Below are 22,014 nucleotides of genomic sequence, written 5' to 3' on the forward strand. Positions count from 1 at the left end.
AATGTACTTAATTCTAAAAAAACATGTGATAGATTATGCGGACAATTAAAAAATATCTTGCGGCTCCTGTTTTTGTTTTGTTGGCTGCAAGTTTAAGTGTTGCAGACACTACTGCTAAAGCAAATGATCAGGCTAAAGTGGAAGATAATCCGGCGACACAAAGCTGCTCAGCAAAAACCAGTGATTGCAATTTTGGTAGCAACTGGGAGTTGTTTAAACAAAATGTGTCAGATACAACAAGTTCAGGGGCGCAAGTAGCTAAAGATGCTGCCAATAAGGCGAGTGACTATGCGCAGCAGGGTTGGGATAAAACAAAATCAGCAACCGCTGAAGGTTGGCAAAATACTAAAGATGCTAGCAATGATGCTTGGGAGAAAACTAAAAAATTAGCAGCTGAAGGCTGGCAAAACACCAAAGAGGCTGCACAAAAAGGCGCTGAAAAAATAGATAACTATTTTAATGCAAATGAAAACGATAAGCGTAAAGCCCAAGAGCCAACGAATTCAAAAAATCAAGCACAATTACAAGAAAATAATTGATAAAATTATGCTGAACTTGCTGGCAATTCATGCGTGTTGGCGCTATCTTTGAATTATTCAAAGTTGACTTACAAACCCCCACGATACTCGTGGCTATACAATGGAGGACTGCACTATGCAAATTCAAATTACAGGTCGTCATTTAGAAGTTACCCCTGCATTAAAGCAATACGTCGATGAAAAGTTGAGTAAGCTTGACAATCACTTTGACCATATTATTGCTGCACGCGTTATTTTGTCGGTTGAGAAAGGCAAACAAATGGCTGAAGCCGTGATTAATGTGCCAGGGACTGAGTTTGTGGCTAAGTCAGACTCTCAAGATATGTACGCAACGATTGATATGTTGCAAGATAAGCTAGATGCTCAAGTAAGAAAGCATAAGCAAAAATTAAAAGATCATCGTGCTGAGCGCCCTGAAGCCGAAGCATTAATGGCTGATGACGAAGTAGTGGATATTGACGAGGAACGTTGATAGAATAACGCACCATTTCGTTGAATAATCAACCATGAACCTATGAATTTCTTATCTTCGTTTATTTCTCCACAGCGTGTTATTAACAAAGCAGCCTTGCAAAGTCAAAAGCGCGTTTTCGAGGTATTAAGCCAGTTATTAAAAGATGATGATATCGATATCACGTCGGATACGATTTATCAGAAACTTTTTGAACGTGAGCGTATTGGTAATACTGCTATCGGCAAAGAGGTTGCCGTACCTCACTGCCGAATTGAAGGCTTAACAATGACGCGTTTGGCTGTGTTAACCTTGGAAGAAGCCATTGAATATGGTGAGGAAGATCGTAAAGTTAGTATCATAATTGCCGCAATTTTTCCACAGAATGTCAATGATGTGCATATTAAGTTTATGGCTGAATTAGTGAAGTTTCTGAAGCAGGAAGGTGTGCTTGAGAAAATCAAAGATGCCAATTCAAATGAAGCACTTTATCAGCTTTTTTTAGGTAATGCTTAACCCTGTTAATACATTAAGAAAAACAATGCAATATTGGCATGCAAGCTTTGTGGCTAATAATATAGGTACAGGATTATTGGTCATTGGCGCGCCAAATGTTGGTAAAACCGAATTATGTGATTATTTAATTAAGTATTTGGATTTTTATCTTGTGGCAGATGACTTGGTGAGAGTCGCTCAAATCAATGATATTTACCAAGGAATCTTATGTAATGAACAATATTTTGGTGTTATGCATCATGAAAAGAAAGGTTTTATTCAAGTTGAAAAAGCACTAGATCAGGCTGTCATTAGCCATGTGGTCTATTTATATTGTCAAGAGAAAGATCCAAAATATATTAACAAAGCACAAACCTTAGCTTTACCTTTGATTGAAATGGATGTCTTTAATAAAGCTTGGCATGAGTGTGCTAAGCAGTTGCAAAATAAATTAGGGTAAATACGAAAGCTTTGGTAAACTGAGCAAATTATGATGAGTGGAAATGGTAAAAATTGCGTGAATAGTGCATCCAAATCGGTTGTGCTCTTGGCTGGTGTTTCTGGTGCTGGCAAGTCAACTGTTTTGAGTATATTGGAAGATCAGGGCTTTTTCTGTATTGAAAATCTGCCTTTATTTTTATTGGAAGAAACGCTTGCGTATGTTTTAAGCAATCCGCAATACAAACAAAATATTGTCGTTTCATTGGCACCTCATGCATTTTTAGGTAATGATACGTATGATGTTAAGCATTTTGAGGAAAAGTATCGTGTGCATCTTGCCTACTGGTATATCGAAGCCAGTAGAAATGTACTGATAAAACGCTATGATGAAACACGTAGACGTCATCCTTTTTCTGATAAATCAACAACACTGGAACATGCAATTGATACAGAGTTTACGATTTTGGAAAGCTATGCGAGTATTGCTGATTATACGTTGGATACAACCAATTTAAGTTTGCAAGAGCTTAGAGAAATCGTCTGTCAAAAACTCCTAGGTAAAGATAAATTATCCAGTCAACTCAAGATTTTTTCCTTTGGCTTTAAATATGGGATGCCACAAAAGGCCGATTATCTTTTTGATGTCAGGAGTTTGCCTAATCCATATTGGGATAAACGTTTGCGCTTGCAAACAGGACTTGATGTTGATGTGATTGAGTATTTGCAAAAGCAGCCACAAGTGTTAGAGATGATAGCTGATATCAGTAAGTTCCTTTTAAAGTGGTGTGAGCTACAACAGCAACAAGGCAAAAGCTATATTGATATCGCCGTTGGTTGCACAGGAGGTCAACATCGATCAGTATATATTGTTGAGCAGTTGGCTGATCAATTAAGAGCAAGTTTCAATAATGTGATTGTGAGTCATAGGGAGTTAAAAGGATGATTGGAGTTGTACTGATTACGCATGGTCGCATTGGACAATCCATGCTTGAAGTAGCGACGCGTTTGGTTGAGATTCAAAAAGATTATATCCAAGTGGTGTCTTCCTGCTCATATGATCAGCCAGAATTGTTGGTGCGTGTTGAAAACGCATTCAAAAGCATGCCTGATTGTGATGGCTTTTTGGTGTTGACAGATCTTTTTGGTGCAACGCCAACGAATGTGACACAATCATTTATGCGTGCATATAATCTAGCCGTTATTACAGGGCTTAATATGCCTATGCTTTTAAAGGCATTGACATATCATAAGCAGGCGCTATCTTTAGATGAGCTTGCAGGAAGAGTTTATGACGCATCAAAAGCATGCATCGTATTAGAAGAAGGTGATAAGTGAAAGAAACACAAATGAAAGAGATTGATTTGGTATTGATTAATCAATTAGGGTTGCATGCGCGAGCAGCCTCAAAGTTGGTTAATTTAGCCCTTCGCTTTGGTAGCGAAATTGAGGTGGAAGTTGTCAAAACCGGCGTTAAGGCAAACTGCAAAAGTATCATGGGGTTAATGATGCTTGGAGCAAGTTGTGGGACATCGATTCGATTAAGTGCAGAAGGTGATGATCAGGAAGAAGCACTAGATGCCATCAGAGTACTAATTCAGGATCGATTTGGCGAAGAAAGTTGAAAATTAATAAAAATCTTAAGCTTGACTTAAGTTTACATTTTTAGAATGTGTCACATTATTGAGTTTTTATAAACCTAGACAAAAGAGGAACAAGTCATGGCAAATCAGTACACAGGAAGTTTTGAACACATTATTCAGCAGAAATATAACTGCAGTGCACGAGAAGTATTAGAACGTTGCGCAGATGAGGGGATGACCTATCAAGACGCTGAGAAGATGCTTGGATTTAAGCATGGTACGATTCGTAAATGGGCAAATCGCTTTGATATAAAGTTAAAATCGGGCATCGTTGAAAAAACAGTTAAGCGTGATAGTTTTATGAAGATGTTTAAGCAAAAAGGCTTAAATAAGTATAACGTCTTAAGCCGCTGCTGGGGTGTTAAAAAGCGTAAGCTCGCATTTATCTCAACAAATGGCTAATTAAGCGAGTTAATAAATCAGCATATACCACGCATAAGTCACCATAAATACAGTAATTACTAATAATAGCAGTCCTAGAAAAATATCTGGGACGCGTGTTTTGTAGCTGATTGTTTCAACGGCAGTAATATTTTTCCGATTTATCGCAAAGCGCACTGATGAAATAATGATGATGACAACCGCGATAAGCATGATTAAAATGCCAATGATTTCAGCGGATTGTGACATCATGTTACTTGCTCTTACACCAACCCCTTTGGCCATAATGCGTAAGAAGATATCAAACTTCTCAATTAAAAAACCAAATGCCATCAGTGCAATGGCAGTCCTAACCCAAGATAAATACGTACGTTCATTCGCAGCGTGATCATTGAAGTGCTCTATCATACTCATCCTTAGCTTATTTCTTACATTCAACTTAGTCTGAGTTTAGACGATATTATTTTTGTTTACCCTGATATTTATTGCATTACTTGTCTGACAATTTATGATTAGCTATTGTAAGGTACAAGAATATAGGAAGTTACAAGAATATAGGAAGTTATGATGCATAATTCAAAGAAAGTAGCCGTGTTATTGGCAGGGTGTGGTGTTTATGATGGCAGTGAAATTCATGAAGCGGTGTTGACATTATTATCTTTATCAAAACGTGGTATTGAATATGAGGTAGTTGCGCCAAATATTATGCAGCATCATGTGGTCAACCATCTAACAGGTGATGAAGAGGCTCAATCACGCAATGTATTGGTTGAGGCAGCACGTATTGCGCGCGGTGAGATCAAGGATCTATCCTTAGTCAATGCAGATGAGTATGCAGCGTTGATTATCCCAGGTGGCTTTGGTGCGGCTAAAAATCTATGTGATTTTGCCTTTAAGCAAGATAGCAGTTTTGTTGTTGAGCCAATTGTTTCAGCATTTATTAACAAGTTTAAAAATGCACAAAAGCCTGTTGGCTTTATCTGTATTGCTCCTGTTATTGCCGCAGCAATATATCCCCATGTGGCGTTAACGATTGGTAATGATCAAGCAACGGCTGATATCGTTGAGCATAAAGGCGCTAAACACATTAATAAATGTGTTACTGAGGTTTGTGTTGATCAAGGAAATAAAGTGGTAAGTACACCTGCGTATATGCTAGGTCAAAGTATTGCAGAAGTTGCGTCAGGAATAGATCACTTAGTTGAAGCAGTTGTGTCTTTGATTACAGATTGTGTTGTCTCTGCATCAGTAGAAGTTAAATAAAATCTTTTAACGCGTGGGTTAATCGCGGTAAGCATGGCGTAACTTGAGGTGCCTATGTGTTTGGCAACATCATCAACTAACAAATCATGGTTGCCAAACAAAGTGACATTATCACCAATATAAATATCTTTATTCATGCCAATATCAATTGCCATAAGATCCATCGAGACTTTGCCGGCTGTTGGGTAGACCTTGCCGTTAATTGCCACCATAGTGCCGTTAGGAGCAGCTTGTGGATAACCGTCACCATAACCAATTGTCACAATGGCGATTTGGGTTTTTGATTTGGCAATATATTGGCGGTTGTAACCAACAGAATCTCCCACATCAATGGATTGAATTGCAACAACATGACTATGCAGCGTCATCACAGGTTTAAGTGTACACCTTAATAATGGATGTGCAGCAGCACATGCACCATAAAGCGCTAAACCAATGCGAATGGTGTTGGTATTAAAATCATTATTATTTAAGAGTGAGGCAGCTGAGTTAAAGGCACTAATATGTGTAAATGATTTATCTTTGATTAATGCTTGAAAGCATTGTAGTTGCTTTAATGTAAAAGATTGATCACAAGATTCTGATTCTGCTAAGTGGGTTAGTGCATTGATAGGTTTACAATATGATTGTGCTTGAGTGTAAAGCGCTTCAAACTCATCTTCTGATAATCCCAAGCGGTTCATTCCTGTGTTAACTTTAAGCCATATCTCAGCGTGCTTACTTTGAAAGTACTCATCAAGTAGCTCGTATTGATAGGCACTATGAATAATCGGAATAAGTCTGTAGTCAATGAGTGTTTGTACCATGTCTTTGGAGAAAAAGCCTGAAAAAACAATGACCTTGGTTTTTTCAATCCCTGCCAAAATAAGCTCGATACCTTCCTCAACACTGGCAACGCCAAAATACTCGCATAAACCATCTAATGCCTTGGCAATCTCAACGGCTCCATGACCATAGGCATTTGCTTTGAGCATAATAATCATGGATTTATTTGCATGCAATGCACGGATATTGGCAAGATTAGCCAAAAGATGAGAAATATTAATATTCGCAAAGGCACGTAAATTGTGATGTCTTGCTGTCATGGCGATAATGTTAAAGGCTGTTAAATCAATTGATTGGACTAGGATAACGCCTTTTGCTCTAAGCACAAGCGCTTATTCGCTAAAAGAAAGTTTTGTAATGTTTTTAATCCTGATTCTGTTAAATAAGCCTCAGGGTGATATTGGATGCCATAAATAGGCAAGTGCTTATGCGCAAATGCCATCAGTTCATTATCCATCGTCAGCGCGATTGGTTGTAAGTCATTAGTTAAGCTGTCTATATCAACAATCAGTGAGTGATAACGGGTCACTGTCAAAGGTGATTGTAGTCCTTGGTAGAGTGAGTGGTTGGTAAAATGAATTAAACTGCATTGTCCATGCATAATATTGGTTGCATGAATAACCTTGGCGCCAAAGTACTGCGCTAATAACTGATGACCAAGACAAATACCTAAAATAGGTATATTACTGTCAATGATGCGTTTGATTTGAGGGTATAAATGCGTTAATTCATCAGGATGCCCAGGACCTGGTCCTATAATTACTGCAGTAAATTGGCTATAGTCAATCGATTGATCAAGCTGATCTGATTTGAATGAGATGATTTCTTCACCCAATTGGGCAAAATAATCCATCAAAATATGGGCAAATGAATCATAATGGTCAATAAACAGTAACATCTTAATTTTTATACTTCTTGCATGGTTGTTTGTGCGCTTAAAAAGCACGGTATTTTACCTCGAACATCATTCATAAGGTAAATGTTTTTGCTTAATTTTAGTTCGTCTATAGAGATCGAGCGCTCATGAATTTGCCCAGATTGAAGTAGTTTAGCGCGCGCAATGCCAGGCAATAAACCATCACTAATAGGTGGAGTATATAAAGCACCGTCGATTTCAACGACAATATTATAAAAACGCGCCTCAGTCAGGTGATTATGCTCATTGAAGAAAATAAGCTCGCAATTTGGCTTATCTGCGATATATTGGCTGTGTTTCTGCGTATAAAAGCCACGTGTGCTGTGATCATCGGTTTTATGCTGCCATAGTGGGTTATTTGAGTCTATTTGCTCAGGGCAAACAATCAGTTCAATATGATCAACTGTCAGTGATTGCTCAAGTTGTTGATGCGTAATCGTAAAAAGCCCTTGGTAATTCACAGCAACTCGAAGTTTATATTGTTCACTGTTTGCCGTGATAAGTGTTTCACAATATTGCAATAATGTATGTCTTAACTGAGCTATATCCAAAGTAAAGTGTAAAACAGATGCTGAATTTAATAAACGCTCAAGATGTAAGTCACACGATGTAAGCCCATTTTTATCATAAAGCATGCTTTCAATCAGTTGAAACTGAGGCTGATACAAGCGTTTGATAAATTGAATTTTGGTCGTCATTTCTTGCCACTCATCATCTTGTGTAGACTGAATGGTAAAACCGCCACCAACACCGCAATGCCATAGCTCATTATTTTGTTGGGTCAATGTGCGAATAGCAACACTAAAGCACATATCATTATTTGGCATAATATAGCCGATACAACCTGTGTATAAACCTCGCGGGGGTTCAAGTTGCTGAATAATTTCCATCGTGCGTTTCTTGGGTGCGCCAGTAATCGAACCACAAGGAAATAAATGCTCAATAATATCAGCAAAAGGAATGTTGTTATCCACTTTTCCGGAAATCGTTGAAGTCATTTGATAAACGCTTTTGTAGGTTTCAATCGCAAAGGGCTTGGTGACTTCAATCGATCCGGTATGGCAAATACGAGCAAGATCATTACGCAATAGATCAACGATAATTAAATTCTCTGCTTTGTTTTTTGGGTCTGTTCGTAAAAACTCATAGGATTGTAGATCATCATTGGGATCATCAAAACGTTTGCTGGTGCCTTTCATCGGGTTTATTGTAATAGTCTCACCTTGCTTTTTAAAAAATAACTCAGGTGAAAACGATAAAACAGTCATAGGCTTAAATGGCAGAAATGCACTGTAGCTCACCGGTTGTTGCGTTTTTAGTTGTGTGTAAAGTTCATGAGCATTTAAGCTGGATCGCAACTTAATGCGCTTGGTATAGTTGATCTGATAGCTTTCACCATCGGTTAATGCTTGTTGCACGCGTTCAAAGTCTTTGACATATTGCAACTGAGAGAGTGGATCATAAATAAGGTCTATTGCTGGGCTTTTAACAGTGGTTGTCTCAGTTTGAAATAGATCCGGTGAATATTGCTCAAAGGCAACAAAATGTAAAAGTGGGGTGATGTCATCTGTGAGATTTGTTTGCATGGAAGCAAAATCAGGGTTTAGATAATAAGCTACTTCATAGCTGATAAAACCAACAAGATATAAGCCTTGTTGTTGTAAGTCTGCTAATCTTGCAAATGCAGATTTTAGCATCTTAGGATCAGAGCATAGGACTTCACTATGTGGTTTGCTAAAATAGAAACTCTTGTCACGGCTGTCTAAAGTATTTTCAAGATAAGCAAATGAAGGTAGGTGATTATTAGGCATTGTTGATCTCTGTTTTTAAGCGAAAGCGGTCAATTTTACCGGTGATATTAAGTGGTAGTTGCGGGTATAAATAAAGCTGATCAATATGTTTATATGCAGCAAGAAAAGGCGTGAGAAAGGTATTAATTGCCTCTAAAGTAAGTGACTGATTGCCTTTGGTAGCAATGCAGGCACAAACAAGCTCACCCCAAATATCATCTTTCTTGCCAATAACTGCAACTTGCTCAATTTCAGGCATTTGATAAAGATAATGTTCAAGCTCTAAAGGGGCAATTTTAGATCCGCCCTTGACAATGATATCTTTAATGCGCCCAAGAAAGTATAGATGATGTGTATCATCAATGTAGCCATAGTCGCCTGTGGCTAACCATTGTCCTTGATGAGAGATCGGCTGCATCGGTGCTTTGATATATAGCTCGCCAATGTCCTTATTATTATCGTTAACAGGCTTAAGATGATCGTGTTCAATCGCTTCAATTTTTATCTTAATGTCATCAAAAATCTTGATCTTATTGTAAACGCTAGACGCTGTAAGATTTTGTGCATAACCATAAACTTCGGTCATCCCAAGACCATTAAGCAGTGACGCGTTAAAAGTCTTTTTGATTAAATGTATTAAAAACTCACTGGGCTGATCACCGGCAACACTTAAGTGTCTAAGCTTATGACTTATTGGCGTTTTTTGGGCTTTAAGTGCTAACTGGTAATACATCGTTGGTAAGAGTGCCAATGCCGTAATCTGATATTGATCAATCAATTTGAGTGAGGTCGTTGCGTCAAAGCTAGGTGCTAATACCATGCAATTGCCCAGAGCTATGTTTGGTAATAGCTGATAGGAAAAGGCGTAGGCATGGTTAAATGAAAGGTGCACAAGAGATATATCACCTTTGTTAAGACCATAATCAAATTGACGCGCATAGGCATAAGCTAGAATTTGCTGCGTGTAATGTCCATGAAAGTTATAATGCCCACCCGTGCCAGAGCTTATATGATAGGTAATGCCTTCGCTCTGGGCTTGAGATAAATCGCAGATTTCAGTGCCGGAAACTTTCTTTAAGCTTTGCAAATAATCTAAAGCATTATCGATAATAACAAGTTCAATTTGCTGAATTTGGCAATAATGATTAAGTGCGTCAGAGTACTGCTTTGGTTCTATCATTAACAAATCCGGCTTGGCTCTTTTAACAAGCTCAAGTAATTCATTGGCAATAAAGCGTGGGTTAACTGGTATGCAATTGACTCTTTGATACCAACTTGCGAAAAAAAGTCCAACAGAAAGCGGTGAGTTATTTATTGCAAACATGACTCTCGTTGTATTGTTTTCTGCTAACCAATGGGCAATGCTAAAAGTATAATCATGCATGTCTGCATAGCTAAATATTTGATCTTGATAGATAAACATTGGGGTATTATCTAAGCGTTTTAGATGCGCTAGAAAGTGATCAACGGTTTGAATGTCTAAAGGTGTTAGCATATTAGCTTCTTTATTTATGCATAAAGCGATAGGGTGGTATTTTAGGATAAAGGTCAGCTTAAAACAATTGAATCTTTAGTGCATGCTTTGCTATAAAAAGACAGTATGCTGATATAGAATGATGATATTGCAAAGTGAGCTAAAAGGATGATAAAGCGATGTCAAATTATTTAATCAAGTCACCAACGATTGTCAATGAGGGTAAAATTTTTGTCGCTGATGTCTTAGTCAAAGATGGTAGAATTGCCAAGATTGCCCAAGATATATCTGTCACTTCTGGTGTTAAAGTCATTGATGCTGAAGGATTGCATTTGTTACCCGGCATGATCGATGATCAGGTGCATTTTCGTGAACCTGGGTTGACATACAAAGCAGATATTGAGAGCGAATCAAAAGCGGCAGTTGCTGGAGGTATCACCTCTTATATGGAGATGCCAAATTGCAATCCAGCGACGGTGACAATTGAGCGACTTCATGCAAAAAAAGCGCTAGCTGCCACCAAATCGCATGCAAATTACGCTTTTTATTTGGGAGCAACGAATGATAATGTCGATGAGCTTAAACGTTTAAGTCCAGGTGACGCTTGTGGTGTTAAGATCTTTATGGGGGCATCAACTGGTAATATGTTGGTTGATAATGTTAAAACCTTAGAAAGCTTCTTTGCTAATTCACCGATTCTTATTGCGACACATTGTGAAGACACACCGATGATTGCGCAAAATGAAGTGGCATATCGTGCGCAATATGGTGAAGATGTGCCATTTGACTTACATCCTTTGATTAGAAGCAGAGAAGCTTGTATTAAATCATCTACTTTGGCAGTTGGTCTGGCTAAAAAGTTTAATACTAAGCTTAATGTGCTGCATATTACCACCAAAGATGAGTTGCAATTGTTTGCTGAGAATAAAAATATCCCGCTTGCAAATAAACGCATTACGGCTGAGGTTTGTGCGCATCATTTATTCTTTTCACGTAAGGACTATCATACACGAGGTGCTTTAATCAAATGTAATCCGGCAATCAAAGAAGAAGAAGATCGTTTGGCGTTGCTTGAAGCGGTTAATAATAATGTACTAGATGTTATTGCTACGGATCATGCACCCCATACTTGGGCTGAAAAGCATCAAAGTTATTTTAAGGCCCCATCAGGGTTGCCGTTGGTGCAGCATGCGTTATTGTCATTACTTGAACATTACCATCAAGGTGTTTTTTCCTTGGAGAAAGTCGTCCAAAAAACATCACATGCGCCAGCGATAATCTATCAGGTTGAAGAGCGCGGCTTTATCCGTGAAGGGTATTGGGCTGATTTGGTATTAGTGGATCTTAATGCGCAACAGCATATGAGTGATGTTGCGGCAAAATCCAAATGTGGTTGGTCACCGTTTAGTGGCTTGACTTTTTCATCAACCATTAATAAAACATTTATTAATGGTGTTTTGAAATATGACCATGGGCGTATTGTTGCAGATGACTTGGGTGTGAGCCTGGATTTTGCTAACTTTTAATGCGGTGATTAAGTTACTTGTGATTTGTGTTAATTGATTTGTGATCATTTGCTTTATTATTATTGGCAATCCAATAAAAACCGTAGTAAATCATGTTGTAGCCTCTTGGTTATTTTTGTTGATGACTATTAATTGTGTGATTTGAATTTGATTGTTTAAACTCTCTTTGAATGTGTTCTTGTGCTAACCAGTGCATCATATAAAAAATCATCGTTATCCTTATGTTGGTATTAAGTTGATATGTGGCTATTATCTAATCTTTTTAGAGGGAATGCAGTTTCAATAATGTAATTGTCTGTATTAAATTTGATACACTTTGTTTTTTAGTTGTTCCTTGAGCTTTGTAATGAAACCTAGAAGTTGATTTTTGCGCTAGCTATAAACATTGCAAAATAACGAGTGATAAGTATATTAGACATACTTTAGGATTAAGGTTGAATTAGGTTAGTGACAATGAATGACTATAATTTTTTTGATGTTGCCATTGAAGCATCAGCACTTAAGTTCGGTGAGTTTACGTTAAAATCGGGGCGTATTAGCCCCTATTTCTTTAATGCAGGATTGTTTAATCATGGCAAGACTTTGCACCAATTGGCAGAGTGTTATGCAGCTAAATTAATAGAAAGTAAGGTGCAATTTGATGTGTTATTTGGTCCTGCTTATAAGGGGATCTCTTTGGCAGCACTTGTTACCTCTATTTTATATAGCCGCTATGGTAAAGATGTTGGCTTTTGTTACAATCGCAAAGAGAAGAAAGATCATGGCGAGGGTGGCGTGCTTGTTGGTGCGGATATCAAGGACAAAAAAGTATTAATTATCGATGATGTGATTACTGCGGGCACGGCGATTAAAGAGGCTATTGAGGTTATTAAAAGTCATGGTGGAACTATTGAAGGAGTTTGCGTTGCGCTAGATCGTCAAGAAGTGGCACCTAATGAGGAAATATCAGCCGTTCAAATGGTCGAAAAAGCTTATCAATTCCCTGTTTATGCCATTGGTAATTTGAGTGATTTAATTGGCTACCTTAAAGTAAAAGGGCAAATTGAGCATGAATTAATTGAGCGCATGAAAGCCTATCAGCTAAAGTATTCGGTAGTGTGAGTTGACTAATCAAATGGTTCAGCTACCATTATAATGCCCCAAGAAATTTAAACAGTATCTTTTGAAATCAACTTCCGATATATTGTTGAAAGTGAAATGAATAGATACCCTCGGGTTTACCCGGGGGTATCTATGTGTCACAGTATGAATAGTGCTAGCTTGAGTAAATAAGATTTGCAAAGCTGGTAAAAATTTATTTTGTATGATTTGGTATTTTTCTTGTGTGTCGCAATTGCTGCATAATGATAACTGTACATTGATGCAGCATGTAAACATTGAAAACTAAAATTATGATGTCGAATATATGATAATTCTGGAGTTGCAACCTCGGGGGAGTGCGCGATACACTCATCGTTAAGTATTTGACGATGGATATATAAACTTAACATTTTAGGAGGATTAAGATGTTAAATAGTATAAAGCAACTTTCAATTATTGGAGGTATGCTACTTTCAGTCACTGCATATAGCGATGTAACCCTTTATGGTCCGGGTGGTCCGCATACGGCATTACTGGATGCAGCAAAAGCGTTTGAAGAAAAAAATGATGTTAAGGTGCATGTGAATTTTGGTCCTCAAGCAACGTGGCAGGCAAAAGCACAGGAAAATGCAGATATCCTATTTGGACCATCGCAGCAATCAGCATTGGCAATTGTTAATGATTTTAAAACGAACTTTAATGTTAAGGATATGCAATCACTATATTTGCATGATGCAATTATTTTGGTGCAAAAGGGCAATCCTAAGAAAATCACAAAGCTTGAAGATTTAATTAAACCAAATATTAAAATTGCAGTTATTGATGGTCAAGGAATGAGTAATACTTCAGGCACTGGTGTTTGGGAGGATATTGTTGGTAGAAAACAGGATGTGGCATTTTTCCAAGCATTTAGAAATAATATTGAGGTATTTGCCATTAATAGTGGTAGTGCATTTAAAGCATTTAAAAGCAAGGAAGTAGATGCTTGGATTACTTGGCGTGATTGGGCATTCTCCAATCCTGACGTAGGTGATATTGTTAATATTAATGATGATTATGTTATTACGCGTGATTTCAATGTTGCTATTAATCAAAATAACACCAATTCACAAGTCAACCAATTTGTAGATTACTTAAAGACGCCTGAGGCACAAGCAATTTTTGCAAATTATGGTTGGTATGTTGGTAAGTAATTTTATTCAAATATGCGACGTTGATTTTTTTAAATGACAACATTCATTTCAACGTGCTACCATGGGCGCAATCTGTATCAGAGGAAATTCCTTTTAAATAATGAGCATTATAACGATTAAATCTTTAATTACCGCTGTGCCTGATTTTCCAAAGCCGGGTATTTTGTTTCGCGATATCACGCCATTATTGGCAAATGCTGATGGCTTAACACAAACGGCAAGTCTCATGGCAGAACGGATCAAAGAAAAGGGCTTAAAACCCACAATTATCGCAGGACCTGAGAGTCGTGGGTTTATTTTTGGTGTAGCGTTAGCAAAGCATTTATCAATTGGCTTTGTGCCAATTCGTAAGCCTGGTAAGCTGCCGCGTGCGGTGCATACCTGTGAATACGAGTTAGAGTATGGTACCGATAGATTAGAAGTCCATCAAGATGCTTTTTCTAACGATGACCAAGTATTGTTGGTAGATGATTTATTAGCAACAGGTGGTACCGCGAGTGCTTGTGTTGAGTTGGTTAGAAAAGCTGGAGCCAATGTTCTGGGGTCATTATTTGTAATTGAGCTTAATGGACTCAATGGACGCGATAAAATGCCACAAGACATCTTTATTGACTCATTAGTTCAATATGACTGAAATTAATATTCATTTTAATATTTCACATTATCAAAGCACTCTACTTAAATGGTTTAGCCAAAATGGGCGTCATGACCTACCATGGCAGGGTGATTTTAACCCTTATCACGTGTGGTTATCTGAGATTATGTTACAACAAACACAAGTTAAAACCGTTATTCCATACTTTCTCAAGTTTATTGATAGATTTCCGCATATCAGTGATTTAGCGCAAGCAAATCAAGATGAGGTAATGCAGCATTGGGCAGGGCTTGGCTATTACGCACGCGCTAGAAACCTGCACAAAACAGCGCAAGTCATTTGTCAGAAATATAACGATGTGATACCTGATCGCATTGATGATTTATTAGCATTACCCGGCATTGGTCGATCAACCGCGCATGCAATCTTATCGATTGCATTTAAGCAAGTAACACCGATTATGGATGGTAATGTTAAACGTGTATTTGCACGTGTTTTTGCGATTGATGAAGTTTTATCAGGTGCTGCCAGTGAGAAAAAGCTATGGCAATTGGCGCATAAGCTTATGCCAAAAGACAAAACGCAAAATTACACACAAGCACAAATGGATTTGGGGGCGACAATCTGTACACGAACCAAGCCAAAGTGTGGGCTTTGTCCGTTACAGGGTATTTGTTTGAGTTTTGCCAATAATCAGGTGAAACAATATCCACGGAAAAAAGAAAAAAGGGCGAAGCCAGTTCAATCAGCGGTGTTTCATCTTTATCAATATCAAGATGAGCTGCTACTTATCAAAAAACCGAATAAAGGCATTTGGGGTGGGTTATACGCGTTGCCAGAGTCTGCGTTACATATTGGTGAATACAGTCATATGCTATGTGAAGAGCAAAAGCATATATTCACGCATTTTGAGCTTTATTATGATATTAAGGTCTATCAATTAACTCAGAAAGCAACGATTGATAATGCTTATTGGGTTAGCAAGGATAATATAAAGGAGTATGCATTGCCTGCACCATTGGCAAAGCATTTGATTTGCTAACAAGGGCTAAGACTCAATATTCACCCACAAGTGCTCACCGTCCCCTGAGCGTAAGTCGAAGGGTAATCACACTTCATAAAGGCTTCGACTTACGCTCAGCCAACGCTTACGCAATAAAAGTGGTCAGGAATGTGGTCATAGCCCCAACAAGTAATGCATATTAGAAAAAACGATGATTTTTAAACATCCCGTCAGCCTACGGCTGCCACCCCTCTTTGCAAGAGGGGTGCCAAGTTTACGAGGCGGGGTGTTGAAATAGAAAAAAGTGCATAATTGGATGAAATGTAACATTAGGCAGTTGCGTGCTGGCTAAGTACTTGGAAAATTTCTTTGGTCACTGTATCAACACTTTGATTGCCATCAACTTTAACATAAGTAGGCTTTTTAAGTTTGGTGCCCGCGGTATCAAAATGCTGGTAGTATTCAATCAATGGTGCAGTTTGCGCATGATAGACACTTAAGCGATTTTTAACCGTTTCTTCTTTATCATCTTCACGTTGAATCAACTCTTCACCGGTTTGATCGTCTTTGCCAGTAACTTTTGGTGGGTTATTATCAACGTGATAGGTGCGACCTGAAGCCTCGTGAATTCTGCGACCTGACATGCGTTTGATGATGATATTGTCATCTAAAGTGATCTCAATAATAAAATCGATATTAATGCCAAGCTTTTTAAAGGCGTTGGCTTGTCCTAATGTGCGCGGTACGCCATCAAGCATAAAGCCATTGTTGCAATCAGTCTGTGATAGGCGTTCTTTAACGATTTGCATAATAAAATCATCAGAAACAAGCTCGCCAGCATCTAATATTTTCTTTAGCTTCATGCCTGTTTCAGAACCTGATTTGATCGCTGCTCGCAGCATATCACCTGTGGAGATCTGTGGAATATTGAATTGTGTTTCAATGCGCTTTGCTTGCGTGCCTTTGCCAGCCCCTGGAGGGCCTAGAAGAATAATGTTCATGTGGTTTCCACTAAAAGTAAAAATAAAATGTGACTCTATGATAAAAAGAAATGGTTTAAAAGTCTTTTAAAAAATTGGTTAGGTTTGAATTTTCGTTCGTTTATCTATTCTTGCTTAGGATAGTTTATTTATTCTCTACATAAGCTTTGCCTTTGCTTGTTGTTTATCTAAAAAGCATGTATTATACGGCGTTGCTAAACTGTCACGATATTTTTTACGGTTAAATGTACAAAATATCACATGGGAAGTTTAACAAAAAAAATAAATCTTAGGAGAAAACACTATGTTAAGCACCGAGCAAAAACAATCGATCGTTTCTGAATATCAACGTTCAGAAGGCGATACAGGCTCACCAGAAGTACAAGTTGCACTATTGACAGCTCGCATTACCGGGCTGCAAGGGCATTTTGAATCACACAAACAAGACTTCCACTCAAGACGTGGTTTGTTGCGTTTAGTAAGTCAACGTCGTAAACTTCTTGACTATTTGAAGAGCAAAGATATCGAGCGCTATCGCGCATTGATCGAGCGTTTAGGTTTACGTAGATAAGATCAAAGATACGACACACCGCAAAACAACGATAATAAGGTACACACGTGAAAATATTTAAAGAAGTCTTTCAGTTAGGACAACATCAAGTAACATTGGAAACAGGATCAATGGCGCGTCAAGCGGCAGGTTCGGTTTTAGTTACTATGGGCGATACCGTTGTATTGGTAACAACCGCAGCGCAAAAAGAGGCTAAAGAAGGTATAGATTTCTTCCCATTGACAGTCAACTACCAAGAAAAAGCATACGCAGCAGGTAAGATTCCAGGCGGATTCCCGCGTCGTGAGGGGCGACCAAGTGAAAACGAGACCTTAACAGCTCGTTTGATTGACCGTCCACTGCGTCCATTGTTTCCTGAAGGCTTTTATAATGAAGTTCAAGTTGTGGCAACCGTGTTATCATATGATCCTGAGGTGCCGCCGGATATTCCAGCGCTGATCGGTGCTTCGGCTTCGTTGGTATTATCTGGGGTACCATTTGAGGGTCCTGTTGCTGGTGTGCGTGTCGGCTTTATTGATGGGCAATATGTTTTAAACCCATCATTTGCCAAACTAGATATTTCAGAGTTGGATTTAGTCGTTGCCGGTACGAAAGACGCCGTGTTGATGGTTGAATCAGAAGCAAAAAGCTTGCCAGAAGATGTCATGCTTGGCGCTGTTTTATATGGTCACAAAGAAATGCAAGTGATCATTGAAGCGATTAATCACTTAGCGAAATATGCTGCCAAGCCGCGCTGGGATTTTGTACCAAAAGCGGAAAACAAAGCATTAAAAGAGCAGATTAAGTCACGTTTTTATAGTGAGATTAAAGCAGTTTATCAAGAAACTGAGAAACAAAAGCGTGTTGAGGCAATCAACCGTTTACGCAAAATAGTGGTTGAGGCTATTGTTGCTGATGAAACGGAATTAGAAGAAGTTTCTGTGGAAGAGATTAAAACAATTTTCCACGACATTGAAAAAGAAGTCGTTCGTAAAAATATTTTAAGTGGCTTGCCACGTATTGATGGTCGCGATACACGTACAGTACGCCCAATTAATGTACGCACAGGTGTACTACCTAAAGCACATGGCTCAGCGTTGTTCACGCGTGGTGAAACACAAGCTTTAGTGGTGACAACTTTAGGTAATGATCGCGATGCACAGTTGGTTGAAACTTTAGGTGGCGATAAGAAGAACCGCTACATGTTACATTATAATTTCCCGCCATACTCAGTTGGTGAAACGGGTATGATTGGCACACCTAAGCGTCGTGAGATTGGTCATGCTAATTTGGCGAAACGTGCGACACAAGCAGTATTCCCAAATGAAGATGCCTATCCTTATGTTATCCGTGTGGTATCTGAAATTACGGAATCAAATGGTTCAAGTTCGATGGCAACCGTTTGTGGTTCATCACTATCAATGATGGATGCCGGCGTGCCGTTAGCTGCTCCTGTTGCAGGTATTGCAATGGGGCTTATTAAAGATGGTGATAAATATGCGGTGTTGTCAGATATCTTAGGTGATGAGGATCACTTGGGTGATATGGACTTTAAAGTAGCGGGTACGCGCTATGGTGTGACGGCTTTGCAGATGGATATCAAGATCAAAGGTATCACACGTGAAATCATGCATGCAGCGCTTGAGCAAGCTAAAGAAGGGCGTTTGCATATTTTAGGCATTATGAATGAAGTGATTTCTGAATATAAAACAGAAACCTCTGATAATGCGCCACAAGTAGAAGTCATTACAATTGATCCAAGTAAAATTCGTGATGTGATCGGCAAAGGTGGGGCGACGGTTAAAGGCATTACTGAGAAAACGGGTGCCTCCATTGACACTTCAGATAATGGTGATGTCAAAATTTTTGCAAAGAGTCGTAATGCATTGAATGCTGCGATTGAAGAAGTGTTAGCTTTAACAGCCAGTGCGGAAGTAGGTCAAACCTATAGTGGTAAAGTCGTTAAAGTCTTAGATTTTGGCGCGTTTATTAATATTCTGCCAGGTAAAGATGGCTTATTGCCATTTGCTGAGCTTGAAAGTATTGGCGTTAATCCAAATACGATGGCAGAAGGCAAAAGCATGAATGTTATGGTGCAGAATATTGATCGCATGGGCAAAATCAAACTTGTACCAGTTCAATAGCTAGTAATAATAGAAAATGAGTTGCATTTCCCATTATCTCCTACTGTGGGGTAGCTTGCGTAGTGTCAGCTGAATGGTGAGGGATGATTGAAATTTAACTTGCATTCCCCCTATTACCTCTCCCCTTGCGGGAGAGGTCGTGCAGCTTAGACTGTACGGGTGAGGGGGTAATTTAAACGCAACTGAATTTTTAATAACAAGTAAAATAAGGGAGCAAAAGAAAGCAAAATGAGCGTCCAACAGGCACAACCGCTTAATTTCACTGATGCAGCTGCTTTGAAAGTAAAAGAGCTGATTTCAGAAGAAGACAACAAAGATTTGAAGCTACGCGTATATATCACCGGTGGTGGTTGCTCTGGTTTTCAATATGGCTTTACCTTTGATGAAGAACAAAAAGAAGATGATATGATCTTTGAAAATCATGGTGTTTATTTGTTGGTAGATGCGATGAGCTTCCAGTATCTTATTGGTGCTGATATCGATTATAAAGAAGATGTCGAAGGTGCTCACTTTATTATTCGTAACCCAAATGCTAAAACCACCTGTGGTTGTGGCTCTTCTTTTTCTGTTTAAATTTCTTTGCCTTAATATTCTTCAATAAACAAGTTGCACCATTTGTCACCTCTCCCCTTGCGGGAGAGGTCGTGTAGCTTGGGCTGCACGGGTGAGGGGTGATTTTATAGCTATTTTAATGTAGGGGCGTATGCAATACGCCCCCTACGCTTAATGCGTATGTATAACACCGGACGTATGCAGTACGCCCCTACGATTAATGGGTATGTATAACACCGAGCTTATGCAATACGCCCCTACGGTTATGGCAGCGGATTGTTGGTAATGCGTTGCAATCATTTATTCAATAATGGAGTTTAATAAGTGGCTGATATTTGTATTAGATTGCTTACATCTGTCGATTGGCAAATTTGGAAAACAATACGCTTACAAGCGCTAAAAGATTCCCCTCAGAGCTTTGGTTCATCTTATGAGGAGACCTTGCTTTGTAATGATCAATATTTCAAAGAGATGCTTGAGGAAAATGATATTTTTGCAGCTTTTGATGGTAATGAGATTATTGGTTGCGTTGGCTTTTTGCCTTTGAAAAGCGCTAGAACTGCGCATCGCGGGATGATTTGGGGCATGTATACGTCCTTAGCTGCTCGTGGTAAGGGCGTTGCTAAGCAATTGATGCATCAAGTCATCAAGCATGCCGCTGATTATGTAACGCAACTACATTTACATTGCGTGACTGGAAATGCTGCGGCATTGGCGTTATATCAGCAGCTTGGTTTTGAAACTTATGGTACAGAACCAAAATCAATAAAAGTGCACAATCAGTTCTATGATCAATATTGGTACTGATCATAAACCATTTTACAGTATTTCTTCCTTTGCCTTTTATGTAATTTTAATAAGTTGAATTTTGAGAATAGTCATAGCTATTACCTGCAATTCAGCTTATTAAAGTTTTCACAAAATGCGTTGAAATTAAACACCGCAAAATGATTTACGAGCGGTACAATGATGTTAGAATTAGCATAAGTTTATCGTGTTGACTTAAGGAACTATATGAAAGTCGCCTTTATTATTGACCCATTACATACCTTTAATATCAAAAAAGATACCGCTTATATGATGATGTTATCAGTTGCTAAGAAAGACTGGCAGCAGTACGTCTTTGAGCTTGAGGATATTTTTGTTGAAGAGGGTGTTGCATATGGTGAGGGTTATGAGCTAACACTCACTGCAAGTAAAGAGCATAACAAATGGTATCATCTAAACCCAATGGATAAAGTGAAGCTAGGTGATTTCGATGCGATCTTTATGCGTAAAGATCCACCGTTTAATATGGAATTTGTCTATGCAACGTATATTTTGGAAGTGGCTGAAAAGCAGGGTGCATTAATTATTAATAAGCCGCAAACCTTAAGGGATGCCAATGAGAAATTTTCAATTACGCGTTATCCTGATTTAGCACCAAAAACAATGGTGAGTCGTTCATTTAAACATATTAAGCGTTTTATTGATAATTATCAGGATGTAGTGGTTAAACCGCTTGATGGCATGGGTGGCGAGTCAATATTCCGTATCCAACCAAATGATCCCAATAAAAATGTCATTCTAGAGACAATCACAAAATATGAATCACAATTTATTATGGTGCAGCAATATCAACCCGCGATTAAAGATGGTGACAAACGTATCTTAATCGTAGATGGTGAGCCATTGGAGTATTTGGTGGCACGCATTCCAAGTGGTGATGATAGTCGTGGCAATTTAGCGCGCGGCGCATCAACGGTGGTAAGAAAGCTTACGGCTGAAGAGTATGAGATAGCCAGTATTGTTGGCAGGGATCTTAAACAAAGTGGCGTACTGTTTGCCGGTATTGATGTTATTGGTGATTGTTTGACTGAGATTAATATAACCAGTCCTACGATGACACAACAAATTTTTAATGAAAGTGGTGTCAATGCAACAGATATACTGATGGATGTTGTTGAAGATCGAGTGATCAATCGAAAGTAAATAACTGAAATTTTACACTTTAGGAAAACTATGATTTTATGAACACCCCGTCAGCCTACGGCTGCCACCCCTCTTGCAAAGCATAGGTTTATAGGGATCTTTGGGTAAGTGGGTTTTAAAATGGTTGAGTTAAAGATAAGATGAATAAAATCACAAGGAAATAAGGTAAGTAAATGAGTTGGGTGTTGGAAGAGTTATCGGGGAT

25 protein-coding genes are annotated in these 22,014 nt (G+C 38.6%); 19 read left to right on the forward strand and 6 right to left on the reverse strand.

All coding sequences use genetic code 11. The features are described from left to right. Positions 1 to 35 precede the first annotated feature (35 nt). The 8 genes from DNJ75_RS08050 to DNJ75_RS08085 all read left to right on the forward strand — a co-directional run bounded on the left by DNJ75_RS08050 (position 36) and on the right by DNJ75_RS08085 (position 3,968). On the forward strand, positions 36 to 539 hold the full coding sequence (locus DNJ75_RS08050; protein WP_117002938.1) for a hypothetical protein: 504 nt from the start codon (positions 36 to 38) through the stop codon (positions 537 to 539). A gap of 115 nt (positions 540 to 654) precedes the next feature. Continuing rightward, positions 655 to 1,011, forward strand: coding sequence for a ribosome hibernation-promoting factor, HPF/YfiA family (hpf, locus tag DNJ75_RS08055; RefSeq protein WP_117002939.1), 357 nt, complete (start codon positions 655 to 657; stop codon positions 1,009 to 1,011). Positions 1,012 to 1,053: 42 nt separating this feature from the next. Next, a complete protein-coding gene (locus DNJ75_RS08060) occupies positions 1,054 to 1,506 on the forward strand; it encodes a PTS sugar transporter subunit IIA (protein WP_117002940.1) in 453 nt (150 codons plus the stop codon). Next, positions 1,499 to 1,945 (forward strand): phosphoenolpyruvate carboxykinase (ATP), encoded by a 447-nt coding sequence (locus tag DNJ75_RS08065; protein ID WP_117002941.1) that lies wholly within the window; start codon positions 1,499 to 1,501, stop codon positions 1,943 to 1,945. Before DNJ75_RS08060 ends, DNJ75_RS08065 begins: the two co-directional genes overlap by 8 nt. 57 nt (positions 1,946 to 2,002) lie before the next feature. After that, positions 2,003 to 2,869: an RNase adapter RapZ gene (gene rapZ, locus DNJ75_RS08070; RefSeq protein ID WP_157968267.1), complete on the forward strand. Its 867-nt coding sequence runs from the start codon at positions 2,003 to 2,005 to the stop codon at positions 2,867 to 2,869. Next, positions 2,866 to 3,261, forward strand: coding sequence for a PTS sugar transporter subunit IIA (locus DNJ75_RS08075; protein ID WP_117002943.1), 396 nt, complete (start codon positions 2,866 to 2,868; stop codon positions 3,259 to 3,261). The genes rapZ and DNJ75_RS08075 overlap by 4 nt, the downstream gene beginning before the upstream one ends. Then, complete coding sequence (locus DNJ75_RS08080; RefSeq protein ID WP_224742239.1) at positions 3,258 to 3,548, forward strand: HPr family phosphocarrier protein; 291 nt, start codon at positions 3,258 to 3,260, stop codon at positions 3,546 to 3,548. Before DNJ75_RS08075 ends, DNJ75_RS08080 begins: the two co-directional genes overlap by 4 nt. A 96-nt stretch (positions 3,549 to 3,644) precedes the next feature. After that, positions 3,645 to 3,968 carry a hypothetical protein gene (locus DNJ75_RS08085; RefSeq protein WP_117002944.1) on the forward strand — a complete coding sequence of 108 codons (324 nt, stop codon included), beginning with the start codon at positions 3,645 to 3,647 and terminating at the stop codon, positions 3,966 to 3,968. Between the two features lie 9 nt (positions 3,969 to 3,977). On the opposite strand, the gene DNJ75_RS08090 is transcribed toward DNJ75_RS08085, so the two are convergent. Next, positions 3,978 to 4,355, reverse strand: a complete 378-nt coding sequence (locus DNJ75_RS08090; protein WP_117002945.1) for a YidH family protein — start codon at positions 4,353 to 4,355, stop codon at positions 3,978 to 3,980. A gap of 156 nt (positions 4,356 to 4,511) precedes the next feature. Between DNJ75_RS08090 and elbB the strand changes: the two genes are divergently transcribed. Continuing rightward, entirely contained in the window at positions 4,512 to 5,210 is a 699-nt protein-coding gene (gene elbB / locus DNJ75_RS08095; RefSeq protein ID WP_229667687.1) for an isoprenoid biosynthesis glyoxalase ElbB, read from the forward strand. Here the strand turns inward: elbB and alr are convergent. From alr to DNJ75_RS08115, 4 genes are read right to left on the reverse strand one after another with little or no spacing between them, the layout of a single operon-like run. Beyond that, positions 5,141 to 6,361, reverse strand: coding sequence for an alanine racemase (gene alr, locus DNJ75_RS08100; RefSeq protein ID WP_117002947.1), 1,221 nt, complete (start codon positions 6,359 to 6,361; stop codon positions 5,141 to 5,143). The genes elbB and alr overlap by 70 nt on opposite strands. After that, positions 6,334 to 6,933, reverse strand: a complete 600-nt coding sequence (locus DNJ75_RS08105) for an anthranilate synthase component II (RefSeq protein WP_117002948.1) — start codon at positions 6,931 to 6,933, stop codon at positions 6,334 to 6,336. Before DNJ75_RS08105 ends, alr begins: the two co-directional genes overlap by 28 nt. Before the next feature lie 8 nt (positions 6,934 to 6,941). Continuing rightward, complete coding sequence (gene pabB, locus DNJ75_RS08110) at positions 6,942 to 8,762, reverse strand: aminodeoxychorismate synthase component I (RefSeq protein WP_117002949.1); 1,821 nt, start codon at positions 8,760 to 8,762, stop codon at positions 6,942 to 6,944. After that, complete coding sequence (locus DNJ75_RS08115; protein ID WP_117002950.1) at positions 8,755 to 10,236, reverse strand: class I adenylate-forming enzyme family protein; 1,482 nt, start codon at positions 10,234 to 10,236, stop codon at positions 8,755 to 8,757. Before DNJ75_RS08115 ends, pabB begins: the two co-directional genes overlap by 8 nt. 158 nt (positions 10,237 to 10,394) lie before the next feature. Between DNJ75_RS08115 and DNJ75_RS08120 the strand changes: the two genes are divergently transcribed. From DNJ75_RS08120 to mutY, 5 genes are all read left to right on the forward strand, one after another. Then, entirely contained in the window at positions 10,395 to 11,741 is a 1,347-nt protein-coding gene (locus DNJ75_RS08120) for a dihydroorotase (RefSeq protein WP_117002951.1), read from the forward strand. Between the two features lie 453 nt (positions 11,742 to 12,194). Continuing rightward, positions 12,195 to 12,842 carry an orotate phosphoribosyltransferase gene (gene pyrE, locus DNJ75_RS08125; RefSeq protein WP_117002952.1) on the forward strand — a complete coding sequence of 216 codons (648 nt, stop codon included), beginning with the start codon at positions 12,195 to 12,197 and terminating at the stop codon, positions 12,840 to 12,842. A gap of 404 nt (positions 12,843 to 13,246) precedes the next feature. Further along, a complete protein-coding gene (locus DNJ75_RS08130; RefSeq protein WP_117002953.1) occupies positions 13,247 to 14,014 on the forward strand; it encodes a substrate-binding domain-containing protein in 768 nt (255 codons plus the stop codon). 100 nt (positions 14,015 to 14,114) lie between these two features. Next, entirely contained in the window at positions 14,115 to 14,648 is a 534-nt protein-coding gene (locus tag DNJ75_RS08135) for an adenine phosphoribosyltransferase (RefSeq protein ID WP_117002954.1), read from the forward strand. Continuing rightward, positions 14,641 to 15,651, forward strand: a complete 1,011-nt coding sequence (mutY, locus tag DNJ75_RS08140) for an A/G-specific adenine glycosylase (RefSeq protein ID WP_117002955.1) — start codon at positions 14,641 to 14,643, stop codon at positions 15,649 to 15,651. The genes DNJ75_RS08135 and mutY overlap by 8 nt, the downstream gene beginning before the upstream one ends. A 290-nt stretch (positions 15,652 to 15,941) precedes the next feature. Here mutY and adk read toward each other — a convergent pair whose 3' ends face one another. Next, positions 15,942 to 16,613 (reverse strand): adenylate kinase, encoded by a 672-nt coding sequence (adk, locus tag DNJ75_RS08145; RefSeq protein WP_117002956.1) that lies wholly within the window; start codon positions 16,611 to 16,613, stop codon positions 15,942 to 15,944. Positions 16,614 to 16,896: 283 nt separating this feature from the next. Here adk and rpsO point away from each other — a divergent pair, with 283 nt between their 5' ends. The 5 genes from rpsO (at position 16,897) to gshB (ending at position 21,809) form a co-directional block, all read left to right on the forward strand. Beyond that, on the forward strand, positions 16,897 to 17,163 hold the full coding sequence (gene rpsO, locus DNJ75_RS08150) for a 30S ribosomal protein S15 (RefSeq protein ID WP_117002957.1): 267 nt from the start codon (positions 16,897 to 16,899) through the stop codon (positions 17,161 to 17,163). 47 nt (positions 17,164 to 17,210) lie between these two features. Continuing rightward, positions 17,211 to 19,286, forward strand: coding sequence for a polyribonucleotide nucleotidyltransferase (gene pnp / locus DNJ75_RS08155; protein ID WP_117002958.1), 2,076 nt, complete (start codon positions 17,211 to 17,213; stop codon positions 19,284 to 19,286). Between the two features lie 228 nt (positions 19,287 to 19,514). Next, positions 19,515 to 19,859 (forward strand): iron-sulfur cluster insertion protein ErpA, encoded by a 345-nt coding sequence (gene erpA / locus DNJ75_RS08160; protein WP_117002959.1) that lies wholly within the window; start codon positions 19,515 to 19,517, stop codon positions 19,857 to 19,859. Between the two features lie 303 nt (positions 19,860 to 20,162). Beyond that, complete coding sequence (locus DNJ75_RS08165) at positions 20,163 to 20,645, forward strand: GNAT family N-acetyltransferase (protein ID WP_117002960.1); 483 nt, start codon at positions 20,163 to 20,165, stop codon at positions 20,643 to 20,645. A gap of 207 nt (positions 20,646 to 20,852) precedes the next feature. Beyond that, on the forward strand, positions 20,853 to 21,809 hold the full coding sequence (gene gshB / locus DNJ75_RS08170; RefSeq protein ID WP_117002961.1) for a glutathione synthase: 957 nt from the start codon (positions 20,853 to 20,855) through the stop codon (positions 21,807 to 21,809). Positions 21,810 to 22,014: the final 205 nt, after the last annotated feature.

Source organism: Cysteiniphilum litorale (assembly GCF_003428165.1).
Classification (GTDB): domain Bacteria; phylum Pseudomonadota; class Gammaproteobacteria; order Francisellales; family Francisellaceae; genus Caedibacter; species Caedibacter litoralis.